At 70.4% G+C, this 14,376-nt stretch carries 21 protein-coding genes; 15 read left to right on the top strand and 6 right to left on the bottom strand.

Translation table 11 applies throughout. From position 1 onward, the window contains the following. Positions 1-6 precede the first annotated feature (6 nt). Positions 7-1,188 (top strand): DUF2786 domain-containing protein, encoded by a 1,182-nt coding sequence (locus D1369_RS18095; protein ID WP_007383712.1) that lies wholly within the window; start codon positions 7-9, stop codon positions 1,186-1,188. On the opposite strand, the gene D1369_RS18090 is transcribed toward D1369_RS18095, so the two are convergent. From D1369_RS18090 to rpmB, 4 genes are all read right to left on the bottom strand, one after another. Then, a complete protein-coding gene (locus D1369_RS18090; RefSeq protein WP_037900960.1) occupies positions 1,169-1,708 on the bottom strand; it encodes a DUF4232 domain-containing protein in 540 nt (179 codons plus the stop codon). The two genes, D1369_RS18095 and D1369_RS18090, sit on opposite strands and share 20 nt — an antisense overlap. Positions 1,709-1,802: 94 nt before the next feature. Further along, positions 1,803-2,306, bottom strand: coding sequence for a hypothetical protein (locus tag D1369_RS18085; RefSeq protein ID WP_007383714.1), 504 nt, complete (start codon positions 2,304-2,306; stop codon positions 1,803-1,805). A gap of 66 nt (positions 2,307-2,372) precedes the next feature. Then, complete coding sequence (gene rpsN, locus D1369_RS18080; protein WP_007383715.1) at positions 2,373-2,678, bottom strand: 30S ribosomal protein S14; 306 nt, start codon at positions 2,676-2,678, stop codon at positions 2,373-2,375. 21 nt (positions 2,679-2,699) lie between these two features. Further along, positions 2,700-2,936, bottom strand: a complete 237-nt coding sequence (rpmB, locus tag D1369_RS18075) for a 50S ribosomal protein L28 (protein ID WP_007383716.1) — start codon at positions 2,934-2,936, stop codon at positions 2,700-2,702. Positions 2,937-2,999: 63 nt separating this feature from the next. Between rpmB and rpmG the strand changes: the two genes are divergently transcribed. The 8 genes from rpmG to D1369_RS18035 all read left to right on the top strand — a co-directional run bounded on the left by rpmG (position 3,000) and on the right by D1369_RS18035 (position 6,491). Beyond that, the gene (rpmG, locus tag D1369_RS18070; protein WP_007383717.1) at positions 3,000-3,164 is read left to right on the top strand and encodes a 50S ribosomal protein L33; all 165 of its coding nucleotides are present in this window, start codon (positions 3,000-3,002) and stop codon (positions 3,162-3,164) included. A 2-nt stretch (positions 3,165-3,166) separates the two neighbouring features. Then, positions 3,167-3,415 (top strand): type B 50S ribosomal protein L31, encoded by a 249-nt coding sequence (locus D1369_RS18065; RefSeq protein WP_007383718.1) that lies wholly within the window; start codon positions 3,167-3,169, stop codon positions 3,413-3,415. Beyond that, on the top strand, positions 3,415-4,593 hold the full coding sequence (locus D1369_RS18060; RefSeq protein WP_007383719.1) for a GTP-binding protein: 1,179 nt from the start codon (positions 3,415-3,417) through the stop codon (positions 4,591-4,593). Before D1369_RS18065 ends, D1369_RS18060 begins: the two co-directional genes overlap by 1 nt. Next, the gene (gene rpsR, locus D1369_RS18055; RefSeq protein ID WP_007383720.1) at positions 4,593-4,826 is read left to right on the top strand and encodes a 30S ribosomal protein S18; all 234 of its coding nucleotides are present in this window, start codon (positions 4,593-4,595) and stop codon (positions 4,824-4,826) included. Before D1369_RS18060 ends, rpsR begins: the two co-directional genes overlap by 1 nt. A 65-nt stretch (positions 4,827-4,891) precedes the next feature. After that, the gene (locus D1369_RS18050; protein ID WP_007383721.1) at positions 4,892-5,263 is read left to right on the top strand and encodes a VOC family protein; all 372 of its coding nucleotides are present in this window, start codon (positions 4,892-4,894) and stop codon (positions 5,261-5,263) included. A gap of 10 nt (positions 5,264-5,273) precedes the next feature. Beyond that, positions 5,274-5,642, top strand: a complete 369-nt coding sequence (locus D1369_RS18045) for a metalloregulator ArsR/SmtB family transcription factor (protein ID WP_007383722.1) — start codon at positions 5,274-5,276, stop codon at positions 5,640-5,642. Then, complete coding sequence (locus tag D1369_RS18040; RefSeq protein ID WP_007383723.1) at positions 5,639-6,100, top strand: SRPBCC domain-containing protein; 462 nt, start codon at positions 5,639-5,641, stop codon at positions 6,098-6,100. The genes D1369_RS18045 and D1369_RS18040 overlap by 4 nt, the downstream gene beginning before the upstream one ends. Positions 6,101-6,272: 172 nt before the next feature. After that, the gene (locus D1369_RS18035) at positions 6,273-6,491 is read left to right on the top strand and encodes a DUF397 domain-containing protein (RefSeq protein WP_063649682.1); all 219 of its coding nucleotides are present in this window, start codon (positions 6,273-6,275) and stop codon (positions 6,489-6,491) included. 90 nt (positions 6,492-6,581) lie between these two features. Here the strand turns inward: D1369_RS18035 and D1369_RS18030 are convergent, their stop codons facing one another. Further along, positions 6,582-7,082: an ATP-binding protein gene (locus D1369_RS18030; protein ID WP_007383725.1), complete on the bottom strand. Its 501-nt coding sequence runs from the start codon at positions 7,080-7,082 to the stop codon at positions 6,582-6,584. Positions 7,083-7,447: 365 nt separating this feature from the next. On the opposite strand from D1369_RS18030, the gene D1369_RS18025 reads away from it, so the two are divergent. The 6 genes from D1369_RS18025 to D1369_RS18000 all read left to right on the top strand — a co-directional run bounded on the left by D1369_RS18025 (position 7,448) and on the right by D1369_RS18000 (position 12,952). Further along, positions 7,448-8,272, top strand: a complete 825-nt coding sequence (locus D1369_RS18025; RefSeq protein ID WP_007383726.1) for a helix-turn-helix transcriptional regulator — start codon at positions 7,448-7,450, stop codon at positions 8,270-8,272. A gap of 112 nt (positions 8,273-8,384) precedes the next feature. After that, positions 8,385-9,845, top strand: coding sequence for an aldehyde dehydrogenase family protein (locus tag D1369_RS18020; protein ID WP_007383727.1), 1,461 nt, complete (start codon positions 8,385-8,387; stop codon positions 9,843-9,845). A 115-nt stretch (positions 9,846-9,960) separates the two neighbouring features. Continuing rightward, the gene (locus D1369_RS18015) at positions 9,961-10,497 is read left to right on the top strand and encodes a DinB family protein (protein WP_007383728.1); all 537 of its coding nucleotides are present in this window, start codon (positions 9,961-9,963) and stop codon (positions 10,495-10,497) included. Positions 10,498-10,515: 18 nt separating this feature from the next. After that, a complete protein-coding gene (locus D1369_RS18010; RefSeq protein ID WP_007383729.1) occupies positions 10,516-11,157 on the top strand; it encodes a PadR family transcriptional regulator in 642 nt (213 codons plus the stop codon). Between the two features lie 83 nt (positions 11,158-11,240). Further along, positions 11,241-12,194, top strand: coding sequence for a daunorubicin resistance protein DrrA family ABC transporter ATP-binding protein (locus D1369_RS18005; protein WP_037900965.1), 954 nt, complete (start codon positions 11,241-11,243; stop codon positions 12,192-12,194). Next, positions 12,191-12,952, top strand: a complete 762-nt coding sequence (locus D1369_RS18000; protein ID WP_007383731.1) for an ABC transporter permease — start codon at positions 12,191-12,193, stop codon at positions 12,950-12,952. The genes D1369_RS18005 and D1369_RS18000 overlap by 4 nt, the downstream gene beginning before the upstream one ends. A 16-nt stretch (positions 12,953-12,968) precedes the next feature. Here the strand turns inward: D1369_RS18000 and D1369_RS17995 are convergent, their stop codons facing one another. Then, positions 12,969-14,375, bottom strand: a complete 1,407-nt coding sequence (locus D1369_RS17995) for a glutamate decarboxylase (protein ID WP_007383732.1) — start codon at positions 14,373-14,375, stop codon at positions 12,969-12,971. Position 14,376: the final 1 nt, after the last annotated feature.

Here is a 14,376-nt window from a genome sequence, read left to right as displayed (position 1 = left end):
CGCCCCGTGAGCAGCAGCAAGAACAGCGGCACGCACGGCGATACGAACGGCGATACGAACGGCGACCCGACCGGCACCGTCGACCGCGCCTTCCGGGCCGCCCTCTACACCGACGACGACAGCGCCCTGGACACCGGTGCCTCCCTCCTCGCCGCCGACCCCGCGACCGATACCGAACTGGCCCGGCGCGGCGCCGAGTTCGTGGCGCAGGCCTGGCGGCGCGGCTGGCAGCCCGCCGACGTCGTACGGATCGTGCGGCGCGAACTGGACGACACACATGTGCGGCTCGCCGCGGCCCTGATCCGCGCGCAGGCCCCCGACGACCGCCCGCGCGGCCCCCGCTGGACGGCCCAGCTCGCCCAGCTGGAGGAGTCCGACGACAACTCCCCCCGCGCCGACCGCTTCACGCACGCCACCGCCGTACTGGAGCTGTACCGCCTGCTGCTGCGCCTGCCCGCGCTGGAACCGCTGGAGGACCCCCGGCAGGGGCACAGGGAGGCCAGGGGCGACGCCCGCATGCTCGGCCGGATCCGTGCCCTGCTCGCGAAGGCGGAGGCGACCGGCTTCCCGGAGGAGGCGGAGGCGCTCACCGCCAAGGCGCAGGAGCTGATGGCCCGGCACAGCGTGGACGAGGCGCTGCTCGACGCCCGGGCGCCCGCGAAGGACACCCCAGGCGCCTGCCGGATCGGGGTCGAGCCGCCGTACGAGCAGGCGAAGGCGGTGCTCCTCGACGCCGTCGCCACCGCCAACCACTGCCGGGCCGTGTGGAACGAACCGTTCGCCTTCTCCACGGTCGTCGGCTTCGAGGGCGACCTCGCGGCGGTCGAACTCCTGTACACCTCGCTGCTCGTGCAGGCGCAGTCCGCGATGGCGAAGGCGGAGGCGGCCCAGCGGGCGGGCGGCCGCAGGCGCACCAAGACCTTCCGGCAGTCCTTCCTCGCGGCCTACGCCCACCGCGTCGGCGACCGTCTGCGCACCGCCGCCGAGGCCCCGGTGACCGACGACCTGCTGCCGGTCCTCGCCTCCCGCGAGGTCGCCGTCACCGACCGCATGGAGCGCATGTTCCCGCGGACCACCACGACCAGGCTGCGCGGTGTCAGCGACGAGGCGGGCTGGACCGAGGGCGCCCGGGCGGCCGACCGGGCGCAGGTCGGCAACCGGCCCCGGCTCAGTCCCCGGCCGGAGTGAAGGCGCTGACGGAGGCGGTCGGGTGATCGGCGCTGCCGCCCTGGCCCTGGACCGGCCCGTACGACCACTTGAAGCTCTTCTGGGTGTCCGCTCCCGGCAGGCCGATCGCCAGCGTCTTCACGTCGAGGCTCGCCTTGGCGCCGGCCTCGCCGCGCGTGTAGGTGAGGGTGAAGGTGGCGGCCGTGCCCTTGGCGAGGGTCAGCTTCCCGGCTTTCGCGCCCTCCGCGGGCGAGAGGCTCGCCGAGGAGTCCGCGGCCTTCAGGTCGATGCCGGGGAATCCGTCCAGCGTGCACTCGGCGCTCTGGTTGGTGAGCGTGACGGGGATGTCGCCGGTGTCCCCGGCGGCGGGGGCCACACTGGCGGGTCCGACCTCCACGTCCATGGCATCGATCCGGCATGTGGTGCCGTTGCTGGGGCTGGCGGCGGCGCTGTCACCGCCGGAGCTGTCGTCGTCACCGGAACAGCCGGTCAGGAGCAGGGCGGCGGCGAAGGCGGTGACGGCGAGGGGGGCGGCACGCATGTGAAGTCCTCTGGTGTGGGCGATCCGGTGCATGGATCATCACGCATCGCGGGACACCACGGTTGCCCGCCCCCGCCCCCGCCTATGTCCTGCGCTACGACCCGAGGCTCGCCGTCGGCAGCCCGCTCGGCAGCCGGCCGCCCTCGGCCCGGGTGTAGGTCTCGGTGCCGATTCCGCCCGACCACCGCACCTTGAGCTTGGTTTTGCCGACCGACACGACCGTCCCGTCGGCCCGGTCCGTGCTGCCGTCCGTGCACTTGAGGCGGATGCTGTCCGCGCTCGCGGTACCGCTGCACACCGTGCCGCCGGTGGCGAAGAGCCCGGCCTGGTCGCCGTTGACCAGAAGTGCCACCGCCTTGCCGCCGGTGGTGGCCAGCCAGCTGCCCGCGACCTCGCCGGACGCCGAGGACGACGTACCGCCGGAAGCGGAGGCGGACGCCGGCGCCGAGGACGACGCGGACGCGCTGGAGCTGGGCGACGCGTCGTCGTCCGAGCCCCCGCCGCTGCACGCGGTCAGGACGAGCACACCCGTCAGCCCCGCGGCCGCGAGCGCGGCCCGCCGCACCGGCACCGTGCGCGAGAAGTTCGCCGAAGTCACTGGAAGCTCCAAGCTGTAGCGGTCGGCCTGACGACCGCAGCAAGCTACCAGCACCACCCGTGAGAGTTACCAGGACGATGTGCGGACACCTGGCAGATGTCCCGCGTGGGCCTGCCCGCGCAGACCCAGCCGGGACAGTCCGAAGGCCCGGAAGTAGCCGCGCGGCCGACCGTCCACCTGGTCGCGGTTACGCACGCGCGTGGCGCTCGCGTCCCGCGGCTGCCGCAGCAACTCCTCCTGGGCGGCGAGCCGTTCGGCGTCCGTGGACGAGGGCCGACGGATGATCTCCTTCAGCTCGGCCCGCCGCTCGGCGTACCGCGCGACGATCTCCTGGCGCTCCTCGTTCTTCGCGATCTTGCTCTTCTTCGCCATGCCGGTGCTTCTCCCGAATCCTCAGACCCGCACACCGCGCGCGCGGATCCGCGCCACGGCCGCCTCGACGCCGATCGAGTCGACGGTCTTGATGCCCTTGGTGCTCAGCCGCAGCCGCACGTACCGGCCCTCGCTCGGCAGCCAGTAGCGCTTGGACTGGATGTTGGGGTCGAAGCGGCGCGAGGTGCGCCGGTGGGAGAAGGAGATGTGGTTGCCGAAGCCCGGCCGGGCGCCGGTCAGCATGCAGTGGGCGGACACGGGGTGATGCACCTCTCTCGAAGCAGTTGTGTAAATGGAATTCATTTTCAGTAAGATACCAGCATGGCACGCAACGAACTCCGCCCGGTCGTCAGGCTGCGGTCCACCGCAGGGACCGGCTTCACCTATGTGACCCGCAAGAACCGCCGCAACGACCCGGACCGCATGACCCTGCGGAAGTACGACCCGGTCGCCGGCCGCCACGTCGACTTCCGAGAGGAGCGCTGACCATGCGCGAGGCGATCCACCCGTCGTACGGCCCGGTCGTCTTCCGCGACCGCGCCGCCGACCACGCCTTCCTCACCCGCTCGACCATGACGAGCGAGAAGACGATCGAGTGGGAGGACGGCCACACCTACCCGGTCGTGGACGTCGAGATCTCCGACGTCAGCCACCCCTTCTACACCGGCACGGCCCGGGTCCTGGACACCGCCGGCCGCGTGGAGCGCTTCGAGCGCCGGTACGGAAAGAAGGGCTGATGCTCTCCGTCGTGATCGTCGGCGGGCTGCACGCCGACGCGCGCAAGGCGGCCGTCGGCCGGCTGCTCGCCGACGTGCCGGGCAGCGTCGTCCTCCACCACGACCTGGCGACGGCCGCGGCCGGCACCGTCGTACGGACGATCCGCGACGCCACCGGCATCCTGTCCGCCGGTGAGGCGGCCCTGGTCAACGACTGCGCGTGCTGCGCGCTCCGGGAGGACCTGGTCCCGGAGCTGCGCCGCCTGGACGCGGCCGGGACGCTGCGCCTCGCGGTCGTCGAGCTGTGGGACTCCGTCGAGCCCAAGGCGATGGCCGAGGTGGTCGCGGCCGCAGGCCTCACGGTCACCGGCGTGATCACCGCGGTCGACCCGGCGCTCGTCCTGCCGTACCTCGGCAACGGCGACGACCTCGCCGACCGCGGTCTCGCCGCCGCGGCAACCGACCAGCGCACGGTCGCCGACACCTTCGCCCGCCAGCTGGAGTACGCCCCCGTCCTCGCCGTCCTCGACTCCCCGGAGGCCGACGAGGAGGACCACGAACTCCTCGCCCAGCTCCACCCGACGGCCCGCCGGGTCCCGATCCATGACGGCGAGCCGACTAACGAGGCGGGCACCCGCCATCCGGTACGGCACTCCGCGCACTCGCCCCTGGCCCGCGCCGCCCTCGCCGGCTTCGACGTGGAGTCCGCGGCGGCGGCCCAGCACCCCGCGTGCGCCCTGCTGCCCGCCGAGGCCGACGCGCACGGAGTCGCCACGCTCGTGTGGCACCGCCGCCGGCCCTTCCACCCGGAGCGGCTGTACGCGGCTCTGGAGGACATCACCTGCGCGGCCGCCCGCAGCCGGGGCCGGTTCTGGCTCGCCGACAAGCCGGACGTGCTGCTGCACTGGGACGCGGCCGGCGGTGCCCTGTGCGTGGAGAGCGCGGGCCCGTGGCTGGCCTCGCTGCCGGACGCGGCCTGGGACATGGTCCCGCCGGTGCGCCGGGCCGCCGCCGCGACGGACTGGCATCCCGAGCACGGCGACTGCTGCCAGCACCTCGTCTTCACCTCGCCCGGCCTCGACCGCGACGGACTCGAACGGCTCCTGGAGTCCTGCCTGCTGACCGACGCCGAGTACGCCGCGGGGCGCGCCGCCTGGAAACAGCTGCCGCCCGCCTTCGACACCCTCCTGGAGGTCTGATGCCTCGCAAGCCCGAGCGCAAGCCCGTCAAGGACCGGCCCAACCCGCTGGACGCGGCCGGGATCACCTACGTCGACTACAAGGAAACCGACCTGCTGCGGAAGTTCGTCTCCGACCGCGGCAAGATCCGCAGCCGCCGCGTGACCCGCGTCTCGGCCCAGCAGCAGCGCCAGCTGGCCCGTGCCGTCAAGAACGCCCGCGAGATGGCACTGCTGCCCTACTCCAGCAGGTGAGGCCCTATAGGTAGGAGATTCCCTACGGTTGACGCGTAGGGAATCTCCTACCTATTCTTCGGGGCATGACCATCACCCACGCCTCCTTCGTCACCCTCCCGGTCTCCGACCAGGACCGCGCCCTGCGCTTCTACACCGACGTCCTCGGCCTGACCGTCACGGCCGACCGTGACCTGCCCCAGGGGCGCTGGCTCCAGGTGGCCCCCGAGGGGGCGCAGACCGTGTTCACGCTGTCCGGTCCGGGGATGGGCGGCTTCGAGCCCGGCTCGGCCCGGGGGATCATGTTGGTCACGACCGACGTCGACGCGGACTGTGCGCGGCTCGCGGAGGCCGGGGCCCCCGTCCAGGGACCCGACGAGCTCCCGTGGGGCCGCATGGCCTCCTTCACCGACCCCGACGGCAACGGTCTGATGCTGCTGACGGAGGCACACCAGTAGGAAGGCCGGCATGACCGCACCAGGAGCCGTCCCGGCCGGGACCACCGAGGCCGACGCGGACCGCGTCTTCGCCGCGCTCGCCAGCGCCGTACGCCGCGAGCTGCTGCGGCTGCTGCGCGACGGCGGACCGCAGCCCGTCCAGGTCCTGGCCGACCACTTCGACATGCGGCGCCCGAGCCTGTCCGAGCATCTGAGGGTGCTGCGCGAGGCCGGCCTCGTCGCCGAGCAGCGCTCCGGCCGGCAGCGCATCTACCGGCTGGAGGCGGCCCCGCTCGCCGAGGTGCAGGACTGGCTCCATCCGTACGAGCGGTTCTGGCGCGGCCGGCTGCAGGACCTGGGCGCGCTGCTCGACCGCATGCCCGACGATGACGTGACATGAGCAACGCACCCGACGACGACCTCACGGTCATCCGCGTCGACCAGTTCTTCCCGCACCCGCCCGCCAAGGTCTGGCGTGCCCTCACCGAGCCTGAGCTGCTCGTGCAGTGGCAGATGCAGGGGGCCGAGGCGTTCCGGCTGGAGGTCGGACACCGCTACACCATGACCTCCGTCCCGCGGCCCCACACGAACTTCTCGGGCACCGTCGAGGTGGAGGTGCTCGCCTACGAGCCGCAGCGGATGCTGAGCCTCCGGTGGACCGATGCCGATCCGGCCAACTCGGTTGACTGGACTGTCACCTGGAAGGTGGAACAGGAAGGGCGCGGTACGCGTCTCTTCCTAGTGCACGAGGGATTCGATCCCGACGACCCCGCTCAGCTGATGGCCCGGACGATCATGGACGGGGGCTGGCGGACGCATGTGATGCGGGCCCTGGGGCACACGATGGAACGTATCTAGTGCCCCACACGTCACATCTGTAACCACGGGAACACCCCTCGTGCACGTGCATCTGCTCATGCACCTGCACGTGAACAGAGCTATGATCCGGACCAGTTGATTACTGCATCACTGGCCACAAGGCCACCGCACCACCGGGGAGCGACCTGTGGACCTCGACGTGTACAACGGCATGACGGCCGCGGAACTGCGCGGGGTGGCCTGGCAGAAGAGCAGGCACAGCAACTCGCAGGGTTCCTGCGTGGAGTTCGCGCGCCTGCCGGACGGGGGAGTTGCGGTTCGCAACTCCCGCTTCCCGGACGGCCCCGCGCTCGTCTACACGCGCGCGGAGATCGAGGCGATGCTGCTCGGCATCAAGGACGGCGAGTTCGACCACCTGATAGCGGGTTGATCCACCTCATCCCTGGGTGACCCGCGGTAACCGTTCTCGTGCACCGAGTGACGCGCGTAGAAACAGCGCATCGGAAAACGCCGCGGTGCCTCACTCGGTGGAAGCGGCGGCCGGGCCCGCGTGCGGCTGGAGCCGGAACAGCGCCCAGACCACCTTGCCGCCCAGCGTCCCCGCCATCGGGTGCCAGCCCCAGCTGTCGCTGAAGGAGTCGACGAGGAACAGCCCGCGCCCCGACTCCGCCGAGAAGTCGTCGGAGTCGCGTGCGACCGGACTGTCCTGACTGGGGTCTCGCACCGCGCACACCAGCCGCTCGGTCCACCGCATCAAGTGCAGCCGCACGGGCGGGTTGTGCTCCCCGTGGTGCACGCCGTGCGCCGGCATCGCGTGCCGCAGCGCGTTGGTGACCAGCTCGGAGACCACGAGGCAGATGTCGTCGAAGTGGTCGCCCAGTTCCCACTGGTCGAGCGTTCTGCGGGTGAACCTCCGCGCGTCGCCCACCGCTTCGTAGCGGGCGGGCAGGGAACAGGAGGCGGCGTCGGACACGGCCGCGGGATCCAGCGGCGGAAGGCCCTGCCTTAACGGCTCGAGCATGGTCGATCCATTCATCCCCATGCGAGGCACTCCCGGGAACTCGCGGTCGTTGCGATGCAGCGGTTGCGCGGGACCATGGTTTCGGATGAGCGATGCAGATGCAAGGTGCAGATGCACGTGCACGTGACCGAATTGGCCATACCCGTACCGCTTGTTGGCCATTTTTTCCGCCATCTTCTCCACTGTTTCTTGCCTCTTCCTCCCCACTACCTGTCTTCGTGCTGTGCAGAATCTTTGGCTTCTTTCCATATCTGTAATCGGACGAGTACTGCTCGGAGTGTTTTAGTGGCAGACTTCGGGACCTGAAGACGTTGGGGAGGCTGGCGAACGTGAGCGCGGGAGAGCCCGGATCGGTGGTGCGGCGGATGCTGCTCGGCTCGCAACTCAGGCGACTGCGTGAGGCACGGGGCATCACGCGCGAGGCGGCGGGCTACTCGATCCGCGCGTCCGAGTCGAAGATCAGCCGGATGGAGTTGGGCCGGGTGAGCTTCAAGACGCGTGACGTGGAAGACCTGTTGACGCTGTACGGCATCACGGACGAGCAGGAGCGGGCCTCGCTCCTCTCCCTCGCCCGTGAGGCCAACGTCGCGGGCTGGTGGCACAGTTACTCCGACGTCCTGCCGAGCTGGTTCCCCACCTATGTGGGCCTGGAGGGCGCGGCCTCCCTCATCCGCGTGTACGAAGTCCAGTTCATCCACGGCCTGCTGCAGACCGAGGCGTATGCACGTGCAGTGGTGCGGCGCGGCATGAAGGGCGCGAGCGCGGCGGACGTCGAGAAGCGGGTGGCGCTGCGTCTGGAGCGGCAGAAGTACCTGGCCGACGACGGCGGTCCCGAGTTCCACGTGGTGCTCGACGAGGCGTCCCTGCGCCGCCCGTACGGTGACCGCCAGGTGATGCGGGGGCAGCTCCAGCACCTCATCGACGTCTCCGAACGCCCCAATGTGCGGCTGCAGATCATGCCGTTCGGCTTCGGCGGGCACTCCGGTGAGAGCGGCGCCTTCACGATCCTCAGCTTCACCGAGTCCGACCTGACGGACGTCGTCTACCTGGAGCAGCTCACCAGCGCGCTCTACCTGGACAAGCGCGAGGACGTCACGCAGTACGAGAAGGCCATGAAGGAGCTCCAGCAGGACAGCCCGGGCCCGGACGAGAGCCGGGACCTGCTGCGAGGTCTCCTCCAGCTCTCCTAGGGTTCTCCCCAGAAGATTGCTCTGCGTGCCCAACTGGCGTGTTGCGCAAGTACGATGACGTGTGATCAGACCGTGACGTTGATCGTGTGTCTGCTAGTGATTTGGGGATCACATGTCGTCGTACTTCACCGACCTGGCCCAGCAGTACATCGACGGTGAGTGGCGCCCGGGCACCGGCTCCTGGGACATCATCGACTTCAACCCGTACGACGACGAAAAGCTGGCGTCGATCACGATAGCCACGGTCGACGAGGTCGACGAGGCGTACCGGGCCGCCGCCCGCGCGCAGAAGAAGTGGGCCGAGACCAACCCCTACGCCCGCCGCGCGGTGTTCGAGAAGGCGCTCCGGCTGATCGAGGACCACGAGGGGGAGATCGCCGAGGCGATCGTCGCGGAGCTCGGCGGCACCCGCCTGAAGGCCGGCTTCGAGCTCCACCTGGCCAAGGAGTTCCTGCGCGAGGCGGTCAACCTGGCGCTGCGCCCCGAGGGCAGGATCATCCCCTCGCCGGTGGACGGCAAGGAGAACCGCGTCTACCGCGTCCCGGTCGGCGTGGTGGGCGTGATCAGCCCCTTCAACTTCCCCTTCCTGCTGTCGATCAAGTCGGTCGCCCCCGCGCTCGCGCTCGGCAACGCCGTCGTCCTCAAGCCGCACCAGAACACGCCGATCGTCGGCGGCTCCCTGGTCGCGAAGATCTTCGAGGACGCGGGCCTGCCCGCCGGTCTGCTCAACGTCGTCATCACCGACATCGCCGAGATCGGCGACGCCTTCCTTGAGCACCCGGTGCCGAAGGTCATCTCCTTCACCGGTTCCGACAAGGTCGGCCGCCATGTGGCCACCGTCTGCGCCCAGCACTTCAAGCGCTCGGTCCTCGAACTGGGCGGCAACAGCGCCCTCGTGGTCCTCGAGGACGCCGACATCGACTACGCGGTCGACGCCGCCGTCTTCAGCCGGTACGTCCACCAGGGGCAGGTCTGCATGGCCGCCAACCGCGTCCTGGTCGACCGTACGGTCGCCGAGGAGTTCACCGAGAAGTTCGTCGCCAAGGTGCGGACCCTGAAGACCGGTGACCCGCGCGACCCCGAGACGGTCATCGGCCCGATCATCAACTCCTCGCAGGCGGAGGCTGTTGCGGGCGCCGTCGAGCAGGCGATCGCCGACGGCGCGACCGCGCTGGTGCACGGCACCAGGAGGGACAACCTGGTCGAGCCCTCCGTCCTCACCGACCTGCCCGCGAACTCGCCCCTGCTCAAGCAGGAGCTCTTCGGCCCGGTCGCCCTCCTCGTCACCTTCGACGGCGAGGAGGAGGCCGTCCGCCTGGTCAACGACACCCCCTACGGCCTCAGCGGCGCCGTCCACACCGCGAACATCGAGCGCGGTGTCGCCTTCGCCAAGCAGATCGACACCGGCATGTTCCACGTCAACGACGGCACCGTCCACGACGAGCCGATCGTGCCCTTCGGCGGTGAGAAGCACTCCGGCATCGGCCGCCTGAACGGCGACACCATGCTGGACTCCTTCACCACCACCAAGTGGATCTCCGTCCAGCACGGCCGGAGCGGCTTCCCGTTCTGATGTCCGGCGTACGACCGCCGCCCCGGGCCCTTCAGGACAGCACCTGTCCTCAAGGGCCCGTAGCTTCGGAGGTGTCGGGGGGAAGGCCCCCGAGTTCCGGCGAAAGGCGGCGGTCATGGTCACTCACGTTCCCTCGGAGGAGTACGGCGACGAGCGCGGAGCGCTCCTGGCCTTCCTGGAGGAGCAGCGCGGCGGGATCCGGCGCTCGCTGCTCGGACTGACCGACGAGCAGGCCGCTGCCAGGCCCAGCGCGAGCGAACTCTCCCTGGGCGGGCTGCTCAAGCACGTCGCCGAGACCGAGCAGGGCTGGATCGCCCGTGCCAAGGGCGAGGAACCCGCCGTGCACCGGGAGCCGTCGAACTGGCACGAGTGTTTCGCCCTGGTCGGCGACGAGAGTGTCGAGTCGCAGCTGGCGTACTGGGAGAAGGTCGCCGCCGAGACGCAGGCGTTCGCCCGCTCGGTGCCGAGCCTCGACGACACCTTCCCGCTCCCGGACCAGCCCTGGTTCCCGCCCGAGGGCCGGGTCTCCGTGCGCTGGGTGCTGCTGCACCTGATCCGTGAGACGGCCCGGCACGCCGGGCACGCCGACATCATCCGCGAGTCCCTCGACGGGAAGACCGCGTTCGAGCTGGTGGCGCTCGCCGGAAAGTGAGGCCATAACCTGGACCGCATGTCAGCGATCCGACTTCTCGTGCTCGGCGCGGTCCGCCAGCATGGGAGGGCCCACGGCTACCAGGTGCGCAACGACCTCGAGTACTGGGGCGCGCACGAGTGGTCCAACGCCAAGCCCGGCTCGATCTACCACGCCCTGAAACAGATGGCGAAGCAGGGACTGCTGATCGAGCACGAGACGGCGCCGTCCACCGCGGGCGGGCCGCCGCGCACGGAGTACGAGATCACCGAGGCCGGCACCGAGGAGTGCTTCAGGCTGGTGCGCGAGGCGCTGACCTCGTACGACCAGAAGATGGACGTCAAGTCGGCGGCGATCGGCTTCATCGTCGAACTGCCGCGCGCCGAAGCTGTGGCGCTGCTCAAGGAGCGGATCCGCGGGATCGAGGCGTGGCGTTCCTCGGTCACCGAGCACTACGTGCCCGAGGAGGGTCCGGAACAGCTCGGCCACATCGGCGAGATCATGAACCTCTGGATCCACACGGCCGACGCCGAGGCCGAGTGGACCCAGGGGCTCATCGCTCGCATCGAGGGCGGGGCGTACACCTTCGCGGGGGAGGGCGCGCCGTTCGTCGGTGTCCTCGCCGAGGGCGAGGAGAACCCGTACGCGACGGGGGAGCGGCATCCCGGGGATGCCCACTAATCAAGTTTGACGAATGTGTTTCGCGGCGTTACTTTGAAGAGGTAGTCAAGTTTGACTACAAGTCGATCTTGGAGGATGCCTCGATGACCGACGTGATCGTCGCGGAAGGCCTGCGGAAGCGGTACGGCGACAAGGCCGCCCTGGACGGGCTCGACCTGAGGGTCGCGCGCGGCAGCGTCCACGGCGTGCTCGGCCCCAACGGCGCGGGAAAGACCACCCTGGTCCGCGTCCTGTCCACCCTGCTGCGCCCGGACGAGGGCCGCGCCGAGGTGGCGGGCCACGACGTGCAGCGCGCCGCCTATGACGTGCGGTTGCGCATCGGCCTGCTCGGCCAGCACGCGGCCCTCGACGAGGAGCTCGGTGGCCGCCAGAACCTGGAGATGTTCGGCCGCCTGTACCACCTGGGCGCCCGCCACGCGCGCGTGCGCGCCGACGAACTCCTGGGGCGCTTCGGCCTGGCCGACACCGGACGCAAGCCGGTCCGCGCCTACAGCGGCGGCATGCGGCGCCGCCTGGACCTCGCGGCCTCCCTGATCCGCGACCCGGAGGTGCTGTTCCTGGACGAACCCACGACCGGCCTCGACCCGCGCGGCCGCGCCGAAGTCTGGGCCGCGGTCCGCTCCCTGGTCGGCGGCGGCACGACGGTCCTGCTGACCACGCAGTACCTGGAGGAGGCCGACCAGCTCGCCGACCGCATCTCCCTCGTCGACCGGGGCCGGGTCGTCGCCGACGGCACGGCGGACGAGCTGAAGGCGCGGACCGGCGGTGACCGGATCGACGTGGTCCTGCGGGACGGCGGCCAACTGGGCGCGGCCGTCGCCCTGTTGCCTCTCGACGCGGCCGGGGTCTCGGTCGACGCCGACCGCCGGCTGCTCAGCGCTCCGGTCACCGACCGGATGGCGGCGCTCTCCGGTGTCGTACGGGCCCTGGAGTCGGCCGGCATCGAGGCGGAGGACGTGGTCCTGCGCCGGCCCACGCTGGACGAGGTGTTCCTGCACCTCACCGGTGACGACCACCGAGTGAAGGAGGCCGCGTGAGCACCTACGCGCTGACCGATTCCTGGACCATGACCCGGCGCGAACTCGCCCACTGGGCACGGCAGCCGGTGCGGGTCCTCGTCGGGCTGGTCTTCCCCGTGATGCTGCTGCTGATGTTCGGCTATCTCGTCGGCGGCGGCCGGGGCGTCGAGGGGGAGTACGTCGACTACCTGGTCCCGGGGATGCTCGCGTTGACCATGGCGTTCGGGCTGGAGGCGACCATGATCGCCGTCACCCAGGACCTCAACAAGGGCGTGATCGACCGCTTCCGGTCCATGCCGATGGCCAACGGCGCGGTCCTGGTGGGCCGTTCGGCCGCCGACATGCTGCAGTCCGTGCTGAGCCTGGCCGCGATGATCGGTGTCGGGTACGCGATCGGCTGGCGGGTGCGGGGAGGGGTCGGCGGACTCCTGGCGGCGGTGGGCCTGTTGCTGCTCTTCCGCTTCGCCATGCTCTGGATCGGCATCCATCTGGCGATGGTCGCCGGGAAGCCGGAGATGGTGCAGGCCGTGCAGATCCTGGTCTGGCCGGTGGGCTTCCTGTCCAACGCGTTCACGACCCCGGACTCCATGCCCGGCTGGCTGGGCACGGTCGTCGACTGGAACCCGATGTCCCGGACCGCGACGGCCGTCCGGGACCAACTGGGCGGCCCCGGCGGCGAACCGGGGCACGTGTGGGCGGCGGTGGTGTGGCCGGTGGCGCTGCTGGCGGTCTTCTTTCCGCTGGCCGTCAGGAGGTTCACACGACTGAGCCGCTAGGGCCGTCGTACCGCTCCTAGTGGTGGAAGCCGGTCGCCGCCCCCTTGTCCCTGGTGAACGGTTGCGACTGCCGGCGCAGTTCGGGCAGCAACTGCTCCAGGTCCTCCACGAACAGGTCGGCCAGATCGGTCGAGAAGCCGTTGCGGCACACCACCCGCAGTACCGACAGGTCCTCCCTGTTCGGCGGGAAGGTGTACGCCGGCACGAGCCAGCCCCGCTCACGCAGCCGCCGGGAGACGTCGAAGACGTCGTACGCCCGGACGTCCGGGGCCGTCGTGAACGCGAACACCGGGAGTTCGTCGCCGCGGGTCAGCAGCCGGAAGTCGCCGAGCGCCTCCACGCGTTCGGCGACGCCCCGGGCCACGTCCCGGGTGGACTGCTGCACCGCGCGGTAACCCTCGCGGCCCAGCCGGAGGAAGGTGTAGTACTGCGCGACCACCTGGGCGCCGGGGCGGGAGAAGTTCAGCGCGAAGGTGGGCATGTCGCCGCCCAGGTAGTTCACGCGGAACACCAGCTCCTCGGGCAGGGCCTCCTTGTCCCGCCACAGCGCCCAGCCGACACCGGGGTAGACCAGCCCGTACTTGTGCCCGGAGGTGTTGATCGAGGCCACCCTGGGCAGCCGGAAGTCCCACACCAGGTCCTCGTCGAGGAAGGGCGCGACCATGGCGCCGGACGCCCCGTCCACGTGCACGGGGATGTCCAGACCGGTGCGCTCCTGGAGGGCGTCGAGGGCCGCGCACAGGTCGGCGATCGGCTCGTAGGAGCCGTCGAAGGTGGAGCCGAGGATGCCCACGACCCCGATGGTGTTCTCGTCGCACAGCTCGGCGGCGGCCTGCGGGTCGAGGTGGAAGCGCTCGCCCTCCATGGGCACCAGGCGGGCCTCCACCTCCCAGAAGTTGCAGAACTTCTCCCAGCAGACCTGGACGTTGACCCCCATGACGAGGTTGGGTCGGGCCCCTGGATACCGGTCGGCGTTCCGCCGCGACCAGCGCCTCTTGAGCGCCATGCCCGCGAGCATGCACGCCTCGCTGGACCCGGTCGTCGAACAGCCCACCGCCGCCGAGGGATCCGGCGCGTTCCACAGGTCGGCGAGCATCGCCACACAGCGCCGCTCCAGCTCGGCGGTGCGCGGGTACTCGTCCTTGTCGATCATGTTCTTGTCCCGGCACTCACTCATCAGGACCCCGGCCTGCGGTTCCATCCAGGTCGTGACGAAGGTGGCGAGATTCAGCCGGGAGTTGCCGTCGAGCATCAGCTCGTCGTGGACCACCTGGTAGGCGGTCGACGGTGGCAGGGGGGAAGTGGGGAGCCGGTGCTTGGGCGGGGCCTCGGTCATTCCGCCGACCGGATCGGCCTCGCCGTAGAAGGGATTGACGGACGACGGGCGCTCGTCGGGCTTCTCGGGTCCTTTGTGCAGTGGCATG

The organism is Streptomyces sp. CC0208 (genome assembly GCF_003443735.1).
In the GTDB taxonomy this organism is placed as follows: Bacteria; Actinomycetota; Actinomycetes; order Streptomycetales; family Streptomycetaceae; genus Streptomyces; species Streptomyces sviceus.
Note: the sequence above shows the minus strand (reverse complement) of the source record. Positions and strands in the feature narration are given on the sequence as shown.